Below are 21,430 nucleotides of genomic sequence, written 5' to 3' on the forward strand. Positions count from 1 at the left end.
CAATGTACGTTTGTCTTTGCTTCGCCGTTACCGATACACAAATAAAAGAAGCCGTTAGCCAGGGAGACGTTTCACTGGCTGATGTGAAGAAGCGTTTGGGGGTTGGGAGTCAATGCGGTAAGTGTACTAAGATGGCTGGCCAGATAATCCAGAGACAACTGGACATAGAACCCAATTATTACGAAGTAGCCTGATAAAGAACAGTCTTACCTTGTCATTTAAATAAAGAATTTAAATAAAAAAAGCTGCCGATGGCAGCTTTTTTATTTCTGGCTAGTGGCTAGTGGCTAGTTTAGTCGCTAGCCTCACTATTGCCATCGCCTAGTTCCACGCTGTCGACACGTTGTAATCCCCTTGGCAATTTGGCCCCTCTCCTGCCTCGCTCACCACGATAATGCTCCAGATCGCTTGGTTTCAGGGTTAGCTTACGCTTACCAGCCCAAAGAGTAACAGAGGTATCTTCCGGTACCACATGCAAGTGGATTAGCAGCTCTTCTCTATTCTTCGCTCTTTCGGTTGGAATTCCTATGATCTTGTTCCCCTTGCCCTTAGAGAGCTGGGGTAAGGCTTCCATAGAGAATAACAACATTCTACCTTCATTGGTGATAGCCAAAATCGACTCGACTTTCGACTTATCTACCAATTGAGGTTTAATCACTTTGGCGTTAGCCGGTAAGCTGAGCAGGGCTTTACCGGCTTTATTTCTGGACACCATATCTTTATATGAGCCGACAAACCCATAACCCGCATCCGACGCTAACAGATAGAACTTGTCATCATCACCAAGCAACAAATGTTCCATCACCTCGCCCGGTGACAAATTAAAACGTGTGGTGATCGGCTCACCCTGACTTCTCGCCGAAGGCAAGGTATGAGTCTCTGTGGCAAACGCTCTACCGGTTGAGCCTATAAATACCGAAGGCTGATTACTTCGGCCTGCCGCAGAACAAAGGAAACTATCTCCGGACTTGTAAGACAGTGTGTTGCCATCAATATCATGTCCCTTAGCGCAGCGGACCCAACCTTTCTCAGATAAGACGACAGTAACAGCTTCAACCGGAGCGAGCTCATGCTCAGTCAGGGCTTTAGACTCGGTACGCTCCACCAGAGGAGAACGTCTATCATCACCATAAGTCTCACCGTCTTGCTTTAGCTCTTTTTTAATCAAGGTCTTCAGGCGTCTATCGGAGCTAAGTAGCAGCTGCAGTTTGTCACGCTCGACTTCTAACTCATTCTGCTCCGATTTGATCTTCATCTCTTCAAGCTTAGCCAGATGGCGTAACTTAAGGTCTAAAATTGCATCGGCTTGAATCTCGGTGATCTCGAACCGTGACATCAATTCGGCCTTAGGATTCTCCTTATAGCGGATGATCTCGATCACCTCGTCGATATTTAGGAAAGCAACCATCAAGGCATCTAAAATATGTAATCTGGCTAAGACCTTATCCAGCCTGTGGGTGATTCTTCGAGTCACGGTGGTTAATCGAAACTCCAACCACTCTGTTAGAATCTGTTTAAGCCCTTTAACTTGAGGACGCCCATTCAACCCTAGAATATTCAGGTTCACACGGAAGTTTTTCTCGAGATCTGTCGTCGCAAAAAGGTGGGCCATCAATTGATCACAATCGATGCGATTTGAGCGCGGCACCACAACGATACGAACCGGATTCTCATGGTCTGATTCATCTCTAAGATCGACCACCATAGGCAATTTTTTTGCCTGCATCTGCGCAGCTATCTGCTCTAATATCTTGCCGCCACTCGCCTGATGAGGCAAAGCTGTTATAACAACCTCGCCACTCTCAACGGTATAAACCGCTCGCGCCTTTATCGAGCCTTTGCCAGATGTATAAATTTTAGTGATATCCGCCCTAGAGGTAATGATTTCAGCCTCTGTTGGATAATCAGGCCCAGGTACGAACTCCATCAAGCGCTCTAGATCTGCTTTTGGGTTTTCCAGCAGTTCGACACAGGCATCCACTAACTCACGGGTGTTATGTGGCGGTACATCCGTCGCCATACCCACGGCTATGCCGGTAATACCATTAAGCAAAATATGAGGCAGACGAGACGGTAGCACAAGAGGCTCTTTCATCGTACCATCGAAGTTGACTCCCCAATCGACAGTGCCTTGACCTAATTCACTAAGCAGAACCTCTGAAAACTTCGATAATCTCGCTTCGGTATAACGCATGGCAGCGAATGATTTAGGATCATCCGGCGCTCCCCAGTTTCCCTGACCATCGACCAGAGGATATCGGTATGAGAAAGGTTGCGCCATCAATACCATGGCCTCATAACAGGCGCTATCCCCATGGGGATGGTACTTACCTAATACGTCACCTACGGTACGAGCTGATTTCTTATGCTTAGACTGAGCCGATAAACCCAATTCGCTCATGGCATAGATGATACGACGTTGAACCGGTTTCAATCCGTCACCAATATGTGGCAAGGCCCGATCCATGATGACGTACATGGAGTAGTTTAGATATGCATCTTCCGTGAAGCGGCGCATCGACATCTGCTCTACGCCATCGAGACTTAAATCTATCGCATCACTCATTTTTCAATTTCCTGTGCTTGCGCAGCTTGTTCTGTTTCGTTCTTAACAATATCTTTGTAATACAAACGGTAAATATTGCCTTTAAGATCATCTGATATATACATGGCTCCATCGGGAGCCGTTAATAAGGCGTACGGCCTAGCTACGGGAAAACCGCCATCTAAGAAACTGACCACAGTACTTCGTTTGATGACTTTCTGTTCTTCAATCTCTAACATCACCACCTGATAACCGATTTTACTCGAACGATTCCAGGAACCGTTCTCGGCGACAAACATCTGATTATGATATTTGGCAGGAAACTGCTTCCCGCTGTAAAAATGCAGACCCATAGGTCCGACATGTGCAGGCAATTCAAATTTGGGCAGAGTAATTTTCAGGTTTTTAGGCTTATCGTAAGCAGGCTCTATGACCGAAGTCGCGTGAATATAGGGGAAGCCAAAGTGCTCACCCGTATTTTCGAGTCGATTAATTTCATCGGGAGGAAGTCTGTCCCCCATCCAGTTTCGTCCTTCGTCGGCAAACCATAATGCGCCATCGATAGGCGACCAATCAAAGCCCGTCACACTACGAATGCCCAATGCAACTTGTTCACTACTACCTGTCTCTATGTCGATGGCAATAATACTGCCAAAGGGGGCAACAGCCTCACAGACATTACAAGGTGCTCCGATAGCGACATATAACCGACCATCCGGACCAAAATGCATCGCACGCCGACTCTTATTAGTCTGTCCAGGAAGGCGATCGTAAATCTCCTTGCCACGTCCAGGGCGACGCAGGCGGCTCTCAATATCGACGAAGCTGACTATTTTATCATCAACGGCAACATAAAGAGCACCATTATGAAAGGCGATGGCTTCAGGGTTATCTAACCCTTTGGCTACCATGTATCGTTTATCGACTCGGCCATCGGCATTACTATCGACCAGAGCTTCTATGGTGCCCTTCTTGTGGGAACCTACAAATAACGTCCCCTTATCCCCCAGCGCCATCTGCTTGGCATCACCAAGTTCTGAGGCATAGAGGGTTAAGTCGAAGCCTTTAGTAACAGTGATCATCATCGCCTGTGCAGCCAGTAATTTCTGGCTAAGTAGCACAGCGGCACAAGCAAACACCAGGCCCCACCTTCGTTGATTTTTTTTCTGATTCAACAACATTATTATTTTATAAGCCTAATTATTCTAATTATTGGCGGCATTTCACTAAAAATCAGCAAGATCACCTTTAGTTTCCAGCCATACCTTACGATCACCGGAGCGTTTCTTGGCCAGTAACATATCCATAAGTGCCACGGTACCTTCAACATCATCTATGGTTAACTGTACCAAACGACGTGTATTAGGATCCATGGTCGTTTCTCGTAACTGAAGTGGATTCATCTCACCCAGTCCCTTGAATCGAGTCACCTGAACCTTGCCTTTCTTCTTTTCGGCGGCAATACGATCCAGTATGCCTTGTTTTTCCGCTTCGTCTAACGCATAAAAAATCTCTTTCCCTACATCGATACGAAACAGAGGAGGCATAGCCACATAAATATGGCCCTTTTCGACCAAGATCTTGTAATGTTTCATAAACAAAGCACATAACAGGGTCGCAATATGCAGTCCATCCGAATCCGCATCGGCTAAAATACAGATTTTTCCGTATCTAAGCTCGGAGATATCACTGCAATCTGGATCACAACCTATCGCGACTGAGATATCGTGTACTTCCTGAGAAGCCAATACCTGGCTGGCATCCACCTCCCATGTATTAAGAATTTTACCACGCAGAGGCATAATAGCTTGAAACTCTCGATCTCGAGCCTGTTTAGCGCTGCCCCCCGCCGAGTCGCCCTCCACCAGAAAGAGCTCACCACGCATAGGATCTTGGCCACTACAATCGGTCAATTTACCCGGCAGTGCCGGACCAGACGTCACCTTCTTACGGGCAACCTTCTTTGCAGATTTTAAGCGTTTATGAGCATTATTGATGCACATCTCCGCCAGCGACATAGCCTGTTCGGTATTGGTATTAAGCCAGAGACTGAATGAATCTCTAACAATGCCGGAAACAAATGCCGCACTCTGTCGGCTGGAGAGTTTCTCCTTTGTCTGGCCGGAAAATTGCGGATCCAATAACTTGATCGACAAGATAAAACTGCTGCGATCCCAGATATCCTCAGGGGTTAACTTAATGCCTCTAGGCATTAAGTTACGAAACTCACAGAATTCACGCATAGACTCTAGCAGACCTTGTCTGAAGCCATTCACATGAGTACCGCCTAAGGGAGTTGGAATAAGGTTCACATAACTTTCGTTAAGATACTCTCCCCCTTCGGGTAACCAAGTAATTGCCCAGTCTACTGCCTCATTATTACCTTGCAAGCTACCAATAAATGGCTCTTCAGGCAGCATTAGCGCATCTTTAACCGAAGATTTCAGATAATCAGTTAAACCACTCTCATAAAACCATTCTTGAGTCTCACCGGTCTGCTTGTTACTAAATTTGATCTTAAGCCCGGGGCAGAGAACCGCCTTAGCCTTCAACAAATAAATCAGCTTAGGTACCGAAAAGTTGGCTGAATCGAAATAACTGGGGATAGGCCAGAAATGAACTCTTGTCCCTGTATTTCTACGGCCACAAGTGCCGGTTTCTCGCAGCTCTTCGACCATATCACCATGTTCGAAGGCAATATCGTAGACTATACCACTGCGTCGCACAGTAATTTCTACACGACTCGAGAGCGCATTCACTACTGAGATGCCTACCCCGTGCAGGCCACCAGAGAATTGATAGTTATCATTAGAGAACTTACCACCCGCATGTAGCTTAGTGAGAATAAGCTCCACCCCGGAAATCCCCTCTTCTGGGTGAATATCCACAGGCATACCACGGCCATCATCGATAACCTCTAAAGAGTTATCCGTATGTAAGGTTATTTCAATCTTACTTGCATGTCCCGCCAAAGCTTCATCGACACTATTATCGATAACTTCTTGCCCCAAGTGGTTTGGGCGCGTGGTGTCGGTATACATACCTGGACGGCGTTTAACAGGATCTAGCCCATTCAGGACTTCAATGGCATCTGAGGTATATTGATTTGTCATGGTACACACAATTTATAGTTATTAAGGCCATGTTGAGGCCCGGTATGGTTGCTTGTCAAGAAAACAGAAATTGGCAGATAGCGTGCATCTGCTCTTCATAGCCCACAAAGCTATGATCGCCACCGGATTGAATCAAAAGCTGACAGCAGTGATATTTTTGTACTGCTTGTCGATAATCCAGGACTTCATCACCCGACTGTAATAATACTAAAAAGCGGTCGGGATTAAGAATCACTTCAGTATTAAAAGCTGCAACCTGATCTTTATGTTCAGGCAGAACTTGATAATGCTCATCGGTATAGGAATTATACTGCTGGCCAATAAAGTCATCAAATAGATCAAAAGGCGTCACAGCAGGATTAACCAATACTGCTCGCCCACCGTACTTCTCGGCTAAATAACTCGCAAAATAACCGCCAAGCGAAGACCCGATATAGGTGAGCGTCTCTCCATCCTCGAGTGCAGATTCAACAATTGCTGACAGTAATTCCATCGCCTCACTAGGAGTCGATGGTAATTGTGGCTGATGGAGGTTCAGTTCGGGATAGTGTTCAGCGAAAAATTGCGCGGTTACAAGCCCTTTATCTGATAACGGTGAGCTATTGAATCCATGAATATAAAGCAGCATATTTCCTCATACACGGATTCTCCCATCATCGAATAATCACTCTGGGGAGTGAGAGAGTAATTTAAATAAATGATCAGTAAGATGCTAACACTTGCTTACGTTTCTACCAAGTAATTAGGCCTCAAAGAGGCTAAAGCAGTTCATTTTACAATGCAACACCAATAGATTTTGGCTTCAGCTTCAGCACAAGCTAACAATTTCAGCTTTAATATCCACTGGCATTTCTATCGGGAGAAAACTTATCACCGGGAACACGATATACATTGGTCATCATGGTGCCATCGGCTTTTAGCTCCAACAATCGGTAACCTGGTTGCAATGCATCCAGTGCAAAATAAGACGAAAGAGGCTTAAACTGAATGCAAGTTGATGGTGTTGACATCAAATGGATAATTCCATGCTGACCTTGATGCTCTTTATCCAACTCCTGATGTACATGGCCCCATAGCAAGCCTTTGACTTGCGGGATCTGAGCAACTTGCTCAATAAAGTCACTACCATTATCCATACAGTGCTGATCTAGCCATCGGCACTTAACTAAAATAGGGTTGTGATGCATCACCAACAAGGTGTGACGCTCGGGTCGATCGGCTACGGCGCTCTTAATTATCTCAATTTCATCATCAGACATGTGCCCGCCAGGCTTTCCACGCACCGTGGAGTCCAACATGATGATTTGCCAGTTACCGGCTAAGATTCGGCGCTGACCGAAGATCTTTGCTCCCTGCATATGCAAATTCATAACACGAGGATCATCGTGGTTTCCAGGGAGATAATGGCAAGGCATATCGAGGGGAGCTACCGCTCGCACAAAATTGTGGTATGACTCCCCAGAGTAATCTTGACTGATGTCTCCGGTAGCCAGCATAAGATCGGCCGGATAATCCACAGCCTTTATGGTATTAAGCACGGACTCTAGACTCTTAGCTGTATTCACACCTAAAAGTTGAGAATTTGGATCGGCAAACAAATGAGGATCGGTTACTTGCACGATTCTCACACTTGCCTGCTCTCCAAGAGAATAGGTGATAGCCTCTTTTAACACTATAAATCGACCCTAAGATTCTGCCAAACAAACAACACTCGTGTGGTTATCAATCCTTAACAACTCTTCCAAAAAAGCATTCACTCGATACTTTTCGTCACGATGGTGCATACGTATATTTGGATAATCATATACCGGACTGAGCTGGTAAATCTGTCGACTAGTTAACACTTCTGCTAATTTTGCATCATGATAAACACGAACCGAGATTTTAGGGGTATCGACAAAGTCGGTTTTACCGACATTTCTTGAGATTTCGATCAATTGTGTATAGCGAGTATTTTCGAGCAAGCGAACATCTAAAAAACCGTAATCACCACCAACTTGCCAACTTGCGCCCTGCTCTACGCCATTAGGCAGCCAGCGAAGAATATGGTAATAGTTACGCCCGCACAAGGCGAGAAACCGATTAATGTTCGGCTGATATCTCTTTGGATTTAAGCTGCTTGCACTACTCACTTACCAATACATCCTCAAGTCTATTCTAGGTTCTAGCAAATTCTGATACACCCACCATTTACGCTATCACTTATTTTACGTAATTTCTGATAGTTTAGCTCTAGCCACTGCAAACCTATTACAGTAGATGCATTATTCAGCTGAGACACCCATCATTTACGCTATCACTTATTTTTCGTAATTTCTGATAGTTTAGCTCTAGCCACTGCAAACCTAATACAGTAGATGCATTATTCAGCTGAGACACCCATCATTTACGCTATCACTTATTTTTCGTAATTTCTGATAGTTTAGCTCTAGCCACTGCAAACCTATTACAGTAGATGCATTATTCAGCTGAGACACCCATCATTTACGCTATCACTTATTTTTCGTAATTTCTGATAGTTTAGCTCTAGCCACTGCAAACCTATTACAGTAGATGCATTATTCAGCTGAGACACCCATCATTTACGCTATCACTTATTTTTCGTAATTTCTGATAGTTTAACTCTAGCCACTGCAAACCTAATACAGTAGATGCATTATTCAGCTGAGACACCCATCATTTACGCTATTCACTTATTTTACGTAATTTCTGATAGTTTAGCTCTAGCCACTGCAAACCTAATACAGTAGACACATTATTCAGCTGAGACATCCATCATTTACGCTATTCACTTATTTTACGTAATTTCTGATAGTTTAGCTCTAGCCACTGCAAACCAATTACAGTAGACGCATTATTAATTGTACCATCATTTACTAATTTAAAAGCTTGATCCCTACTGAATACATGCACCTGAATATCTTCATCTTCATATTCTAGCCCATGTACTCCATGTGCCTGACTGGCATCAATTTCTGCCCAGAAAAATTCAAATTTCTCACTGGTTCCACCCGGACTCGCGAAATAAGTGGAGATCTTCGACATCTGTTTAGCCTCAACTCCCGATTCTTCAACCAGCTCCCTGTGGGCAACAGCCTCGGCAGTCTCACCTTCTTCTATCATACCCGCCACTAACTCGAGCATCCAAGGTGTCTTAGTCTTTCCCAGTACTGGAATACGTAATTGCTCAATTAATACCACTTCATCCGTCACTGGATCATAAGGTAATACTACTACGGCATCACCACGCTCAAAGACCTCCCTCTTAACTTCACCACTCCAGCCCCCTTTGAACAACTTATGCTTGAAGCGATAAACATCCAAAGAGAAAAAGCCCTTAAACACGGTCTCTTTACCTAACAATACTACATCTTGTTGATCAAACTTCTGTTTCATCTCGTTCCCTCATATGCATCAATTCAGTATCAAACCACGTTAAGTTATGTATAAAAAACACACTAAATTAGCGTGAATTCTATTTAAACAGAAATAGCATAATAAAAATCAAAAACTGTTACACTTCTAAGTTGACTTGAAAACAGGTAATTTCTTAATATCTATGTCTTAATAGCTATTAATGATTGGCTAGCAGGCTCAGGCCATTAAGTTTTGATGTATCGGGAAGCGTCGGGAAGCGCAAACCGCCTCGCTATTATTTGGCGTGGTATCACTTAACTCTAAAAGTTAAACGGCTCCTCCACTGGAGGATTTTGTCTAAAAGGACAACCAATGAAATTCAAGATCCGAACGATATGCGCGGCACTCTCGCTGACATTCAGTACTGCTGCTGTACAGGCCGACGATTTACTGCAGATATATCAACAAGCGCTAACCAGTGACCCTATCGCTCTACAGGCTCAGGCTCAACGTGATGCTCTGTATGAAAAGATTGAACAAAATCGCGCACCACTACTGCCAACCATCAGTGCAAACGTAGGCTATAACAAAAACTGGATCAATGAAGATACAGTGCCTAACACAGACTCTAGCGGCATAAATGCTGGCGTCACCTTGAAGCAGGTCATCTATGATCACAGTGCCTGGGTAGGATTGAGCCTGGCCGAGCTAGCCGCCTCTCAAGCCGACTCTGCCTACGCGTCGTCGCTGCAAACGCTGATAATCCGCGTAACCAGTGCCTACTTCGCAGTGCTATCGGCAAAAGATACCTACGAGTTTCAGGGCTCAGAGAAACGTGCCATTGAGCGTCAACTCGAACAGACTAAACAAAGGTTCGCCGTTGGTTTAACCGCAATCACAGACGTTCACGAAGCCCAGGCTCAATATGATTTGGCTCGAGCTCAAGAGATCTTAGCTGAAAATGAGCTGACTAATAGCTATGAGGCACTGCGTGAGATAACTGGCATAGAACATAATACTATCAATATCTTAGACACTGAGCGCTTCAGTGCCGTCACCCCCTCACCAGCCAGAGCGACTGATTGGCTTAAGATGGCCGAAACCAACAGTGTCGATCTACTAACGACCCGCATAGGCAAAGATATTGCTCAGGAGACCATCAGTCTCTATAAAGCGGGTCATATGTCTTCACTGAGCCTTAATGCAGGTTACACCACCAATATACAGCAAGAGAACAGTAACAGTAATGAGAGTGCAAACGATTTTGACAACGGCACCATTGGCCTGACCTTAAGTGTACCTATTTTCGAAGGTTTCAAGGTCAGTTCTCAAGTCAATGAGGCTCAATATCAGTACGTGGAAGCAAGCGAGAAGATGGAACAAACTCACCGTAAGGTAGTTAAGGATGTTCGTAACAACTTCAATAACGTTGGCGCTTCAATTAGCTCAATCCGTGCCTATGAACAATCAGTTATCTCATCAGAGAGTGCTCTGAAAGCGACTCAGGCTGGTTTTGAAGTCGGTACTCGTACCATAGTCGATGTACTTAACCGTACGCGAGATCTATATGATTCTAAGCGAAAGCTTTCTGATGCTCGTTATGGCTACATCAATTCAATCCTAGCCCTTAAACAAGCTGCTGGAACCTTGAATGAAGATGATGTTATCGCCATCAACAATGGTTTGACCGCACAAGTGGCACAAACAACGACTCAGTAACCAGTTATTTAAGATATAGCTAAGTTATCCGCTTTGGATAACTTAAATAGAAACCGCCATTATTAACCATTGGCGGTTTTTTATGCCTCATACCGACTGATATCACATAAATTATCGGTTCTATCTGCCCTATATTTTTCTCAATAAAAAACCGCCAAAAGGCGGTTATTATATCAAACTTAAGCGACTACATTTAGCAGACTAGCTTTAGAAGACAAGTTCGACACCAGCGAAGTAACCTTTAAACTGGGTATTTGCCGTTACGCCATCAAAGTCATTCACATCGAAGTTAAAGTCACGGTAACCGACACGTACCTTAGTATCCAGAGCTACGCCATCAAACTGCCAACCTAGACCGACAGAGTAATCATAAACGCTAGACTCATCGACACCTATCATCACGTCGGCGAATCCATATAAACCAAGACCAGGGATGCCGACTTGTGCATCGGCATAAGCCATCACTATGCCACTGTCCATCTCAATTTCTGAATTTACACGGCCACTTGTAGCTTTATCGCTAACACGGAAAGAACCATGCATTTTCTTGTAAGCTGCACCAACATCTAAAGCAACCAGATCATTGTCTAACAGCTCGTAATAAAGAATAAAGTCAGTATTACTTAGGTCGGAGCTTGTATTTATATCGCCAGTGTAAGTCTGACCACCAAAGTCAAAGCCATCAGCAACGCTACTACCGCTTGCATCAAGGCGGTTCTCTCTGATCTTCACATTTGGCACCAAAGGGATTGGATGCTCAATGGCAACCCAAAGGCTACCTTGAGAAGATGAACTATAGTTGAAACCTTGCTGAGATTGACCATTCTCAGCAAAAGTACCACTAGTGTCAGCCTTCCAGTAATCGCCACCAACCTTAAAACCTATCAGTGATGCTGCCTGTGCAGAAGTGCCCACAAAAGCTCCCAAAAGCGCACATGCTAGTAATGTTTTTTTCATTATCTAATTAACCTTTAATCAATAAATTTGTTAAATCGATCACCGCAGCATTCGCGCGGGAAATATAATTTGCCATCACTAAAGAGTGATTGGCGACTACACCGAAACCTGAACCATTTAAGATGACCGGGCTCCAAACAGCTTGTTGTGTCTCTTCCAGTTCACGAATAATCTGTTGCAAACTGACTTCGGCATTCTTTTTACGCAATACATCGGCAAAATCAACTTCAATAGCCTTCATAAAGTTTAATAATGCCCAGGTTGCACCTCGAGTCTCATAAAACACATCATCGATTTTCCACCAACTGGTTTTAATCTGTTGGCTGGCCTGCTTAGGTGTAGACTGGGAAGCCTCACTGTCACCGGCTAAATCTGTGTTTAATCTCTCTTGCCCAACACTGGCAGAAAGGCGCTGGGACATGCTACCTAAACGTTTCTGCACCTCTTTGAGCCACTCGTTAAGATTATCCGCTCGGGCGTAAAATTGCGCTTCTTGATTGTTACTATCTGATATTTTAGCGCGATAAAGTTTCAGTAATTTGATGGCATCTTTATACTCGCCCTCGGCGCTAGGCACTAACCAGCTGGTGTGCTCGATATTCAGCTTAGAGTGAGCGGCTAGCAGATCTTTATCAGCCATAGATTGAGACTGGGAGCGACTGAATTCTTTACGCATGATTAATGCTAGATCTCGTGCCTGCTCCAAAGCCCCAAATTCAAATGCCGGCATATTATCCATAAAAATTGATGGGGGAGTCACATCGTTAGATAACCAGCCACCACTCTTGTTGAGCAAGGTTTCCATAGTCACTATGAGTGATGTCGTCGTAGCATAGCCTACGACTCGCCCCCCATCTGCTGCACTTAACTGCTGGGGCTGAATCACATCAGGCTCTACACTCCACCAGACACTGGTGAGATAACCAATAAATATGATAAGAACCGCGATACCGGTCCATTTTTTCCATGTCATTTGCATCTGATACACTCCGTTGAATCCCACACTAAATTAATGATGATGGTGATGGCCTTCCGATTTAGCCATAGCTTGCTTACTTACTTTCAGGCTCACAGGAAGCTCTGAGCCATTATCGAATTTAAGGATTAAGTTGACTGACTCACCCGAAACTAATGGCTGCTTTAAACCGAGCAGCATAATGTGCTTACCCGACTCACTCAACGTTAAATTACCATGCTGTGGGATAGTGAAGCTTTCTACCTGGCGCATCTTTACCATACCGTCCTCTTCAATAACGGTATGTAACTGAGCTTCTTTGACAAAATTTGCTTCTACGGCAATAAGCTTGATAGAAGGACCATGATTTTCTAGGGTTAAATACGCCGCGCTATTTGGCACGCTAGGTGGCATCGCTCTCACCTGACCGTCGACAAGTACTACATTGGCCATGGCAGAGAAAGATGCTCCCCATAGCAGGACAAAATTAAACATGTGTTTGAATATTTGCTTCAATGTCTTAAACTCCATTTAACCCCATTCGTCTTAGAGGAAAAAACGCAATGAGTACAATTCAGGTTAAGGATGAACAAGGCGTAAGAATTATCACAATTAATCGCCCTGATAAGCGTAATGCTCTCAGCCTTGAGATGTATACTAGCCTCACAGAATACCTTATCCAAGGTGAGTCCGACAACGCTATTTACTGCTTTTTAATCAAAGGCCAACAGGACTGTTTTACTTCAGGCAATGATGTAGCAGACTTTTTAAAAAATAGTAAACTAGATAGCGAACATCCGGCTTTTAACTTTCTCTTTCATCTGCTGGATCTCAAGAAGCCACTCGTTGCAGCTGTCACTGGGGCTGCAGTAGGCATAGGTACGACTCTGTTATTACATTGTGATCTGGTTTATGCCGATAGCACAGCAAAGTTTCAGTTACCTTTTGTTAACTTAGCCCTCGTACCGGAAGCTGGCGCGAGTCTGTTACTTCCTCAACTCGTTGGAGCACAAAAAGCATCGGAATTACTACTACTCGGCGAAAGCTTTGATGCTCAAACGGCTAAAACACTCAATATTATCAATGATGTCATTCCATCAGAGACCATTTTTTATTTCGCTTTAGCCCAGGCTGTCAAACTCGCTAAACAACCACCACAGGCGCTTCAGGCATCTCGTGCATTAATACGTTCAAATAAAGAGTTAGTGCGTCAACAAATGAAAGATGAGCTAGAGCAGTTTGCAATCAGATTAAAGAGTGATGAAGCCAGATCCCGCTTCGAAGCTTTTCTAAAAAAATAACTGGATCAAACTATAATCGGTTTACTGGATAAGATCAGGGTCCTTTTGGGCTCTGCATCTATATAAAGAAGGTATATCGAATTTTGGAGAACTTAACAGGCGGTTTCAATCAAACTGACTCGACTTACCAATCCCCCACGCAGCCAAGAACAACAACAGTACAGGCCAGAGAAGAGAGAATCCGCTAAAAACCATAATCAAAGCAGCAACGATGCAAATGGCTGAGGCCAGAGCTAAGACACTAAAAGCGACGGTTAACCAGAATAAAATAATAAATAGCACCACAGAGGTGACGACGAGACTCCAAAGACTAACATCCATCCAAAAAAGGGGCTCAACATTCAAAAATATACGAGTAAAAAATTCTGATGTTCCCCACGTCTCCAACGCCATAACCAAAATAGTCATCACTAAGATGGTAGTACTCAAACCTAAAAATATATCTAGCGCTCTACTTGTCTTGCGTTTATTTACATAGCTTGGCTGACGTTTCAAGTGTTAGCTTCCCACTTCGGCAATACTAAGGCGAGTACAAAATAGATCAAAAGCCCAATCGCCGGGTTCAGCAAGACCACTGCCGCCCACACCACTCGAGTCCATAAACAAGACCAGTTAAACTTATCGGCCATCATTGCTGCTACGCCACAAACCAAACTAGCCGGTCGCTTCATACGACGTATGTATCTATCAGTTGAATTAAAGGCACTCATTATTTTCTCCGTTTTAATTTACTTGCTGGGCTTACTCTAGTCCTGAACCTTGTGCCAACGAAAACTGCAAACTAACATGGCACAAAGAGCAAAACTGACTACAGGCATGAGTAGTAAAGCCACTAAATCCGATACAAACCACATACTTATTCCTTAACCATAGCGCTAGTGATCACTGTTTCAGATTGCTTTTGAGCTAGCTCACTTGCCTCGCCATTGCCTTCTAGTTCAAACATGGCTTCAGAAAGCTGTGTTTGTAGTGAAAGACTGAGTTCACGTTGGGCAACTTGCATCATATCTTGCATTTGAGCACTGATGTTCTGTTCAATATTGCTGGTCAAATCAGTAAGAATAAGGCCATCTGCTTGTGCCCCCATGCTTGCTCCCATCAGTACTGCGGCCACTAGAGATGCTTTTGCTATTTTGCTAACAGTTGAATTAAACATGATGCCTGCCTTTTCATTGGTGTCTTTCGACTTAAGTGATTTACAAATTAGATAATGCGAGCAGCGTGCCAACTTTAACAAAAAATTAAAGTCATTTAATAACAGGCAGTTAGAACAAGCAGCATTAACTGTGTGAAAAAATGATATGAAAAGGTAAATAAGGTTTTAGTAATTTTAACCATGGGCTGGTTAAATTCACTAAGTGGGGTTGTAGAGAATCAATTTAGCTGAGGTGAGATAAAAAAACCGCCAGCTAGGCGGTTATAAATGGGAAAATCGAGACTAGAGATTCATATTTTTTCTTGCCTGTTCAATAACTTCTATTCCCGCACCTTGCTTATGAGCATTCTCACTAATATAACGTCTCCAGGCTCTGGAACCTGGCTCTCCTTGAAACATACCAGTCATATGACGAGTGATATGGTTTAATCTGCCACCTTCAACAAGATGTTTCTCTATATAAGGAATAAACTTCTCTAAAACAGCATCTCGACTCAGTACAGGTTTATCGCTACTGCAGAGTAGTTGATCGACCTCAGCCAATATATAGGGGTTTTGATATGCTTCTCGCCCCACCATAACGCCATCTATATGCAGCAGATGCTCACGACATTCGTCGAGTGTTTTAACACCACCATTGATGGACATATGCAGCTCAGGATAATCCTTCTTCAGCCGGTACACACGCTGGTAATCCAATGGAGGGATCTCACGATTCTGTTTAGGACTTAACCCCTGTAACCAAGCCTTTCTGGCGTGGACAATAAAAGTGTCACATCCCACAGCACTGACAGTGTCGACAAACTCAGACAGAAACTCATAACTGTCCTGCTCATCGATACCGATACGAGTCTTAACGGTCACAGGGATATCCACGACTTGCTTCATCGCAGTGACGCACTCAGCTACCAATTTAGGTTCTGCCATAAGGCAAGCACCGAAGCGGCCACTTTGAACCCGATCCGAAGGACAGCCAACATTCAAATTTATCTCATCATAGCCACGTTCAACTGCCAGCTTAGCGCAAGTTGCCAAGTCCTGTGGATTTGAGCCACCTAACTGCAATGCTAATGGGTTCTCTTCACTGTTATACGCCAGATAATCACCCTTACCGTGGATAATAGCCCCAGTGGTCACCATTTCAGTGTATAGCAATAATTCGGCAGACATTATTCGAGCTAGATAGCGATAATGACGATCCGTCCAATCCAGCATGGGTGCTATAGAAAACGTGCGATCAAGTGGTTTTACGGCCAACCCTCTAGTACTATGAGCTTCAGCGCTTACTGTGACTTTTTTAGATTTCATATTTTGAGTTATTTCTATACGTTTTTGTGTATTTTTCTGTTATCAGGTACCCTGTGAGGCACCCACAAAAATAGGACGGATACCTAAAATGGCTTTTTATAGAGTTGAACCGAGAGTAAGAGCAGATGGTACCACTCGCTATAAATGCACAGTCAGAGTTAAGCAAAAAGGCAAGATAGTATACAGCGACTATAGGACCTTTACAAAGAATGCAGCAGCTGATGCTTGGGGCAAACAACGAGTAGCAGAACTGGAACGCTCTGGGCTCCCGAACTTGAGCCCCTCAAGTACTCCATTATTTGAGCTAATTAATAAATATCTTAGCGATCCTCATGTACAACTTGGCAGAACTAAAAAATATGTCTTAGAAATGTTAGCAGACAGTGATCTGGGCAGGATTAATATTTCTGATATTAAACCTCACCATATTGTTAAACACTGTAAACAACGCAGAGAAGCTGGCGCAGGTCCTTCTACTGTATCTCATGATATAAGCTATCTTAGATGGGCCTTAAAAATGGCAAAGCCTTCCTATGGATATGAGTCATCTGAACTACCTGTGATTGAATCCTATCCTGCACTTCATGATCAAAACTTAATAGGTAAATCAGAACGCCGTTCAAGAAGGCCAACCAGTGAGGAAATAGAAAAGCTAAAAGTAGGCTTAAAACTCAGAATGGACCAAAGAGCTTCCAGCGGGATCCCTTACATTGATTTGCTCGAGTTTTCTATTCTCAGCTGCATGCGAATCGGTGAAGTTTGTCGAATTAGGTGGGATGACGTTGATGATGAACAAAAAGCCGTTATGGTTCGTGATAGAAAAGACCCACGTAAGAAATCTGGTAATCATATGATTGTTCCCTTATTAGGAGGGTCATGGGAAATCCTGCAAAGACAGAAAAAAACAGATGAAAAGGTATTTCCTTACAATGAGCGTTCAGTAACAGCAGGGTTTCAGAGAGTGCGAAATGATCTAGGGATTATTGATCTTCGTTATCATGACCTGCGGCGGGAGGGAGCAAGCCGGTTGTTTGAAAAGGGATACACTATCGATGAGGTGGCTCAAGTAACTGGCCATAGAAATATCAATACTCTATGGCAAGTTTACACCGAGCTTTTTCCTAAGAGGTTGCATGATAAAGAAAAAAAACAGAAGCATTTGGAGTCTTCTAATCAGAGTTAACCAAACTGACTTGGTCACAGCCCAATGCTATTTACCTAAACTCTGTTCTTAGCTGGGCTATTTGTCTATCTATAGTCGAAACTAGTGTCTCTGCTTGCTGACTAACGGCACTCATCTCTTGAGCCAAACTTTGTTGCCAAGTTGCACCAGCTAGATTATTCATCGCCCAACGACGACTGTTCTTGAGCTCGCTCAAGCGACGATCACGTTGGTCTAAAGCTTTTTTCCGCTGCCTCTCTAGACTAGAAATATCACGCTCTACTTGCTGGTTGTTAATATAGCTTTGGATATTTTTCTTATCTACTTTATGGCTGTTTTCAACTGTACTGCCGACATGACTCAAATCTAGGGCTTCAGTAGCATCACCACATGGATCGGCCTGATAAACGCCGTCTGAACATTTGTAGACTTCACTAATAGCCATCCCTGGTACCAGTAAAGCAAAAATCATTAAATATCTCATAAACTTCCTCCTTGAGCCTCGATTCTACACCTCTATGGATGAGTGAGGCAAGGTTGCGGCGACACCTAAAATTCTCCCCTCTTGCACATAAACCCAAGTATTAATATTACCTGTGCCTATCGCGTTAATACTGCCACCACTGGCGCTGCTGACTGTTAAGGTTCCATCGATATTCACTTTAGTCACCTTCATTATCTGCCTTGGATTATTAAAGGTTTTCTTTATTTGCTTAAACATGTGGTCACTCCAAAGACTCTATGACTGTGATAGCTTGCTCAATAGATACCTCACCCAGCTCTGACACGTTGACGCTAATGTTAACGCTATCACAAACACTCTTAAACAAACTGGCACCATCACGAACGCCAACCAACATCCCCACCGTTAGTGGCGGAAGGTCAGCCATGATAGGTAAAATGATATCATGGATCCGCTTTGTGCCCGTATCGGCAAGCGCTACTGTTCCTGCCGTTCTTGCCGCTTGGTTATCGACAATTAGCTGAGCACTAATATCTGAGGCATTAACATTGCCTAAGGTCCCTGCTCGCTTAACTTGACAGCTAACGCCTTGTTGCTCGCCTCGGATCCACACACTATTACAAAGTACCTGGCGCGTTTCTCTCATTGAATGAGAAAGGATCACCGCTTCATGCACTGTAATATCAGGGTTGGCGCCCGACATAAGCCAAGGCACCGTTGGCCAGCGTGGAACGACTGTTAAAGTCTGAGTGGCATCATCACTCAGCACCATACAACCTACTTGCTCGGCGGCATCATTTATCGCCTCTAGCGGAGATTTCCCAGAGGTAGAATATGCCCCAGCCGGTACAGTGAAATCTATAAGGCCAACGAGACTAATTGACCAAGGTGAAAATTGGATCAAGTCGCTCAGTATCCCCGCAAAAGAGCGACCTGTGCCATTGGTGTAGCTAACTGGTAACTCATAAGGCGTGGCAAGTTCGGCGCTGCGGCTACGACCATTAGCAGAAAAAGTATGAGATCCAAACAACTTGCTCTCTGCCTTTTCTTCACAAATAAAATAAAAGTCATAGCCATTTAGGCTTAACTTCAATAGCTGGTTTTCTGCATTTTCGGCATCGATACGGCTGCTAAAGCCAATACTAACCGATTGTGAAAACTGGCCACGGCTATGGTTTAGGCTCACGCTATTGATCACTATTCGCTTACTATCACTCACTCTTATGCAATCGATAGTTGGTTGCATGATATAAGCTCTCCGGAGTTGTGGCTCTATGGGGACTTCAAAATCTATCGGGGGTAAACTTGGGTTTGCATCGATAAGACCACCGCCATCATCGTACTCACACACCATTGGTGATTTAACGAAGCGCAAAGCGATTGGAGATGATGAGTCAGTCCAAGGCTTAGAAAAGCGCATGCTTACCTTTCCAACGGGAGGTCTATAGTCATCGCTACATTGCCACGATGATTTATGCGGCCCCCACGTTAGATAATTAGAAACATCAATTACAGCAGAGGTATTAAAACTCAGCTCATGTTGAGCCTGTGCCTTATCGAGTGTTTCCCATGCAGGGATAAACTGAAAGGACAAGGCCTCAAGATCTAACCAAGAAAAGGCCTGACGAACCACATAAGCTAACCCTTGGCGGTAAGCGATAGCAGTCACCCTCTCTTGTGTTTTAATCCCGCCCCATGGTGTTGAAAAGCGTTTAAAGTAGGCTGAGGCACTAGACCAGACACTGGCAACGGCTATCATGTGAGCAGACGGAATATCCCAAACAAAGCTAAAACAATGTTGCTTTGCTGGCTCTGACAACCAATTAAGCCCCTTGTTCGCCTCAAGTTTAACGTTCTTATAGCTCAGCCTCTGGTGAGACTCAGTGACAAGAGGACTCACCCACACAGCCGAAAATTGCCTGGTGATGCTATTCACTATCGGCGGCTCTGGATCTATCCCTCCCGTAAAGCTCAACTTTATCGGGCTAGTTGCATTAGGCCAAGGGGTGTCGAACCTGAGTTTTAAATCAATCCCCGAATCGAAGCGCAATGATATTGGGCTAACTACTTCACCGTTTTTTTTAGTTGTGAAACTGAGTTTCATTAAACGATTACCGTGAATGGGTCTATCTCTTGCAGCTTAACGCCATCCATACAAACAGCATTGTACTGACCATTATCATCGAGAATAACAACGAGTATTTCATGCTTCTGAGCATATATTTGATTGAGGGCTAACTTTACTATGCCGCTTGAAGGAACGAGATGGTGATAAATTGTTTTAGCCGTATTTCGGTTAATTATCATAAACCTCTCTGCATTTAGATCAGCATCCAGTTCAAACAATGCTTGCTTAAAGTTATTGCTGGTATCAACAAGAACTTGATTTAATTTGTTAATCATACCAAGACTCCATATTTACCCAATAATTACAGCCACCATTATGGCCGGAATGTATCAACCAATGCTCTTGCCCTCCAATCATTGAGGTTTGAGGCCATAATTGATCTGAATACCTTGGGGCTTGAGTTTGTATAAATCCAGCCATTTGGCCTCGATAAGCGGGGTGTAGAGAACTGTCACCAATGCGAGTCCCTTCCGAATCGGCATTGATCCCTGTAGTACCTGAAACTGAATAACCATCTATAGCAATCAATGGTCTGCTATACACTCTAAATTCAGAGGGGACACCGTTTACGGTTGTCGTTGGTGCTGTAATAAATTGGCTTAATAATTCCATTACCTTTCCATTGCTAGTACCGTTGCTCTCGTGCATAAATCCAATGGAAGCAACTGGGCTTAAAAACGCCAAACTTAAAGACCAAGAAGGAGTGTGTTGGTTACCGCTGGCTCCATAAGATAAAAGAGTAAAACGATTTAAGTCATTAGGTACAAACGAATCGATATCACCACAAAAAAACGCTATATGGCCACTTGTACCCATTTTCATTGTGAGCTTAGTATCATAAATCGCAAACAGATAAAAACCTGCGCTAGTGCCTATCAAGCACCATTTAGTGATGCGAGAATTTCCACCAAAAGGGTATGTATTACCAGCACAACTTATTGCAGTCCAATCTGGGTCATAGTCGGTCAGTAATGGTGCTGTTTGTAAATATACAGTCCCACCAACGGGATCCGCCCCCGTCTTGCATTTTATCTGGACATAAGAACCGCTAGCCTCTGCCGATGAATTTCTAAAGACAGCCTTTAAACCATCAGGGCTCACAAATGGCATTGTCCACCCAAGCGATGCTTTAGCACCATAACCATCAACGAGGCATTTCTTTATAATATCGATGTAATGTGATGGCTTAACCTGGCTATTTGGTAATTGCGGCGCACCGGGATCGTCCCAGCGATATACAGTTACTGGTAATGGCATAATTTTGTT

Annotated in this window: 23 protein-coding genes; 4 read left to right on the plus strand and 19 right to left on the minus strand. The window is 43.9% G+C overall.

Annotation, left to right across the window (positions count from 1 at the left end):
- Positions 1-2: 2 nt before the first annotated feature.
- The gene (locus sps_RS25105) at positions 3-194 is read left to right on the plus strand and encodes a bacterioferritin-associated ferredoxin (RefSeq protein ID WP_077754994.1); all 192 of its coding nucleotides are present in this window, start codon (positions 3-5) and stop codon (positions 192-194) included.
- A gap of 98 nt (positions 195-292) precedes the next feature.
- On the opposite strand, the gene parC is transcribed toward sps_RS25105, so the two are convergent.
- The 7 genes from parC to nudF all read right to left on the minus strand — a co-directional run bounded on the left by parC (position 293) and on the right by nudF (position 9,054).
- Entirely contained in the window at positions 293-2,566 is a 2,274-nt protein-coding gene (parC, locus tag sps_RS25110; protein WP_077754995.1) for a DNA topoisomerase IV subunit A, read from the minus strand.
- Complete coding sequence (locus sps_RS25115; RefSeq protein ID WP_418346782.1) at positions 2,563-3,723, minus strand: PQQ-dependent sugar dehydrogenase; 1,161 nt, start codon at positions 3,721-3,723, stop codon at positions 2,563-2,565. The genes parC and sps_RS25115 overlap by 4 nt, the downstream gene beginning before the upstream one ends.
- Before the next feature lie 48 nt (positions 3,724-3,771).
- On the minus strand, positions 3,772-5,658 hold the full coding sequence (parE, locus tag sps_RS25120; RefSeq protein ID WP_077754997.1) for a DNA topoisomerase IV subunit B: 1,887 nt from the start codon (positions 5,656-5,658) through the stop codon (positions 3,772-3,774).
- Positions 5,659-5,713: 55 nt separating this feature from the next.
- On the minus strand, positions 5,714-6,286 hold the full coding sequence (locus sps_RS25125; RefSeq protein WP_077754998.1) for a YqiA/YcfP family alpha/beta fold hydrolase: 573 nt from the start codon (positions 6,284-6,286) through the stop codon (positions 5,714-5,716).
- A 205-nt stretch (positions 6,287-6,491) separates the two neighbouring features.
- The gene (cpdA, locus tag sps_RS25130) at positions 6,492-7,331 is read right to left on the minus strand and encodes a 3',5'-cyclic-AMP phosphodiesterase (RefSeq protein ID WP_077754999.1); all 840 of its coding nucleotides are present in this window, start codon (positions 7,329-7,331) and stop codon (positions 6,492-6,494) included.
- Positions 7,332-7,343: 12 nt separating this feature from the next.
- Positions 7,344-7,790: a DUF1249 domain-containing protein gene (locus sps_RS25135; RefSeq protein ID WP_077755000.1), complete on the minus strand. Its 447-nt coding sequence runs from the start codon at positions 7,788-7,790 to the stop codon at positions 7,344-7,346.
- 652 nt (positions 7,791-8,442) lie between these two features.
- A complete protein-coding gene (gene nudF, locus sps_RS25140) occupies positions 8,443-9,054 on the minus strand; it encodes an ADP-ribose diphosphatase (RefSeq protein ID WP_077755001.1) in 612 nt (203 codons plus the stop codon).
- A 333-nt stretch (positions 9,055-9,387) separates the two neighbouring features.
- Here nudF and tolC point away from each other — a divergent pair, with 333 nt between their 5' ends.
- Positions 9,388-10,734 carry an outer membrane channel protein TolC gene (gene tolC / locus sps_RS25145; protein WP_077755002.1) on the plus strand — a complete coding sequence of 449 codons (1,347 nt, stop codon included), beginning with the start codon at positions 9,388-9,390 and terminating at the stop codon, positions 10,732-10,734.
- A gap of 207 nt (positions 10,735-10,941) precedes the next feature.
- Here tolC and sps_RS25150 read toward each other — a convergent pair whose 3' ends face one another.
- Genes sps_RS25150 through sps_RS25160 form a run of 3 tightly spaced genes read right to left on the minus strand, consistent with a single transcriptional unit; the run spans position 10,942 to position 13,177 of the window.
- Positions 10,942-11,691 carry a TIGR04219 family outer membrane beta-barrel protein gene (locus tag sps_RS25150; RefSeq protein WP_077755003.1) on the minus strand — a complete coding sequence of 250 codons (750 nt, stop codon included), beginning with the start codon at positions 11,689-11,691 and terminating at the stop codon, positions 10,942-10,944.
- A 7-nt stretch (positions 11,692-11,698) separates the two neighbouring features.
- Positions 11,699-12,670, minus strand: a complete 972-nt coding sequence (locus sps_RS25155; protein ID WP_077755004.1) for a DUF2333 family protein — start codon at positions 12,668-12,670, stop codon at positions 11,699-11,701.
- Between the two features lie 30 nt (positions 12,671-12,700).
- The gene (locus sps_RS25160) at positions 12,701-13,177 is read right to left on the minus strand and encodes a copper chaperone PCu(A)C (RefSeq protein WP_077755005.1); all 477 of its coding nucleotides are present in this window, start codon (positions 13,175-13,177) and stop codon (positions 12,701-12,703) included.
- A 32-nt stretch (positions 13,178-13,209) separates the two neighbouring features.
- Here sps_RS25160 and sps_RS25165 point away from each other — a divergent pair, with 32 nt between their 5' ends.
- On the plus strand, positions 13,210-13,947 hold the full coding sequence (locus tag sps_RS25165) for an enoyl-CoA hydratase-related protein (protein WP_077755006.1): 738 nt from the start codon (positions 13,210-13,212) through the stop codon (positions 13,945-13,947).
- 105 nt (positions 13,948-14,052) lie between these two features.
- Here sps_RS25165 and sps_RS25170 read toward each other — a convergent pair whose 3' ends face one another.
- The 4 genes from sps_RS25170 to dusA form a co-directional block, all read right to left on the minus strand.
- Positions 14,053-14,442, minus strand: coding sequence for a hypothetical protein (locus sps_RS25170; protein ID WP_237157943.1), 390 nt, complete (start codon positions 14,440-14,442; stop codon positions 14,053-14,055).
- The gene (locus sps_RS25175; RefSeq protein ID WP_077755007.1) at positions 14,439-14,657 is read right to left on the minus strand and encodes a PspC domain-containing protein; all 219 of its coding nucleotides are present in this window, start codon (positions 14,655-14,657) and stop codon (positions 14,439-14,441) included. Before sps_RS25175 ends, sps_RS25170 begins: the two co-directional genes overlap by 4 nt.
- 146 nt (positions 14,658-14,803) lie before the next feature.
- On the minus strand, positions 14,804-15,103 hold the full coding sequence (locus tag sps_RS25180) for a hypothetical protein (protein ID WP_077755008.1): 300 nt from the start codon (positions 15,101-15,103) through the stop codon (positions 14,804-14,806).
- A gap of 282 nt (positions 15,104-15,385) precedes the next feature.
- Complete coding sequence (gene dusA / locus sps_RS25185; protein ID WP_077755009.1) at positions 15,386-16,411, minus strand: tRNA dihydrouridine(20/20a) synthase DusA; 1,026 nt, start codon at positions 16,409-16,411, stop codon at positions 15,386-15,388.
- Between the two features lie 88 nt (positions 16,412-16,499).
- On the opposite strand from dusA, the gene sps_RS25190 reads away from it, so the two are divergent.
- Positions 16,500-17,594, plus strand: a complete 1,095-nt coding sequence (locus sps_RS25190) for a tyrosine-type recombinase/integrase (protein ID WP_077755010.1) — start codon at positions 16,500-16,502, stop codon at positions 17,592-17,594.
- Positions 17,595-17,625: 31 nt separating this feature from the next.
- On the opposite strand, the gene sps_RS25195 is transcribed toward sps_RS25190, so the two are convergent.
- Genes sps_RS25195 through sps_RS25215 form a run of 5 tightly spaced genes read right to left on the minus strand, consistent with a single transcriptional unit; the run spans position 17,626 to position 21,421 of the window.
- Positions 17,626-18,057, minus strand: coding sequence for a hypothetical protein (locus tag sps_RS25195; protein WP_077755011.1), 432 nt, complete (start codon positions 18,055-18,057; stop codon positions 17,626-17,628).
- 24 nt (positions 18,058-18,081) lie between these two features.
- Positions 18,082-18,294 carry a hypothetical protein gene (locus sps_RS25200; RefSeq protein ID WP_077755012.1) on the minus strand — a complete coding sequence of 71 codons (213 nt, stop codon included), beginning with the start codon at positions 18,292-18,294 and terminating at the stop codon, positions 18,082-18,084.
- A gap of 4 nt (positions 18,295-18,298) precedes the next feature.
- Positions 18,299-20,140 (minus strand): hypothetical protein, encoded by a 1,842-nt coding sequence (locus sps_RS25205; protein ID WP_237157945.1) that lies wholly within the window; start codon positions 20,138-20,140, stop codon positions 18,299-18,301.
- Positions 20,140-20,439, minus strand: coding sequence for a hypothetical protein (locus sps_RS25210; protein ID WP_077755013.1), 300 nt, complete (start codon positions 20,437-20,439; stop codon positions 20,140-20,142). Before sps_RS25210 ends, sps_RS25205 begins: the two co-directional genes overlap by 1 nt.
- Positions 20,432-21,421, minus strand: coding sequence for a hypothetical protein (locus sps_RS25215; RefSeq protein WP_077755014.1), 990 nt, complete (start codon positions 21,419-21,421; stop codon positions 20,432-20,434). The genes sps_RS25210 and sps_RS25215 overlap by 8 nt, the downstream gene beginning before the upstream one ends.
- Positions 21,422-21,430 lie beyond the last annotated feature (9 nt).

The organism is Shewanella psychrophila, from assembly GCF_002005305.1.
In the GTDB taxonomy this organism is placed as follows: domain Bacteria; phylum Pseudomonadota; class Gammaproteobacteria; order Enterobacterales; family Shewanellaceae; genus Shewanella; species Shewanella psychrophila.

Coding starts and splice junctions, on each gene's coding strand:
- sps_RS25105 (WP_077754994.1), top strand. CDS start 3: ATGTACGTTTGTCTTTGCTTCGCCGTTACCGATACACAAATAAAAGAA.
- parC (WP_077754995.1), bottom strand. CDS start 2,566: ATGAGTGATGCGATAGATTTAAGTCTCGATGGCGTAGAGCAGATGTCG.
- parE (WP_077754997.1), bottom strand. CDS start 5,658: ATGACAAATCAATATACCTCAGATGCCATTGAAGTCCTGAATGGGCTA.
- sps_RS25125 (WP_077754998.1), bottom strand. CDS start 6,286: ATGCTGCTTTATATTCATGGATTCAATAGCTCACCGTTATCAGATAAA.
- nudF (WP_077755001.1), bottom strand. CDS start 9,054: ATGAAACAGAAGTTTGATCAACAAGATGTAGTATTGTTAGGTAAAGAG.
- tolC (WP_077755002.1), top strand. CDS start 9,388: ATGAAATTCAAGATCCGAACGATATGCGCGGCACTCTCGCTGACATTC.
- sps_RS25150 (WP_077755003.1), bottom strand. CDS start 11,691: ATGAAAAAAACATTACTAGCATGTGCGCTTTTGGGAGCTTTTGTGGGC.
- sps_RS25155 (WP_077755004.1), bottom strand. CDS start 12,670: ATGCAAATGACATGGAAAAAATGGACCGGTATCGCGGTTCTTATCATA.
- sps_RS25160 (WP_077755005.1), bottom strand. CDS start 13,177: ATGGAGTTTAAGACATTGAAGCAAATATTCAAACACATGTTTAATTTT.
- sps_RS25165 (WP_077755006.1), top strand. CDS start 13,210: ATGAGTACAATTCAGGTTAAGGATGAACAAGGCGTAAGAATTATCACA.
- sps_RS25175 (WP_077755007.1), bottom strand. CDS start 14,657: ATGAGTGCCTTTAATTCAACTGATAGATACATACGTCGTATGAAGCGA.
- sps_RS25180 (WP_077755008.1), bottom strand. CDS start 15,103: ATGTTTAATTCAACTGTTAGCAAAATAGCAAAAGCATCTCTAGTGGCC.
- dusA (WP_077755009.1), bottom strand. CDS start 16,411: ATGAAATCTAAAAAAGTCACAGTAAGCGCTGAAGCTCATAGTACTAGA.
- sps_RS25190 (WP_077755010.1), top strand. CDS start 16,500: ATGGCTTTTTATAGAGTTGAACCGAGAGTAAGAGCAGATGGTACCACT.
- sps_RS25195 (WP_077755011.1), bottom strand. CDS start 18,057: ATGAGATATTTAATGATTTTTGCTTTACTGGTACCAGGGATGGCTATT.
- sps_RS25200 (WP_077755012.1), bottom strand. CDS start 18,294: ATGTTTAAGCAAATAAAGAAAACCTTTAATAATCCAAGGCAGATAATG.
- sps_RS25205 (WP_237157945.1), bottom strand. CDS start 20,140: ATGAAACTCAGTTTCACAACTAAAAAAAACGGTGAAGTAGTTAGCCCA.
- sps_RS25210 (WP_077755013.1), bottom strand. CDS start 20,439: ATGATTAACAAATTAAATCAAGTTCTTGTTGATACCAGCAATAACTTT.
- sps_RS25215 (WP_077755014.1), bottom strand. CDS start 21,421: ATGCCATTACCAGTAACTGTATATCGCTGGGACGATCCCGGTGCGCCG.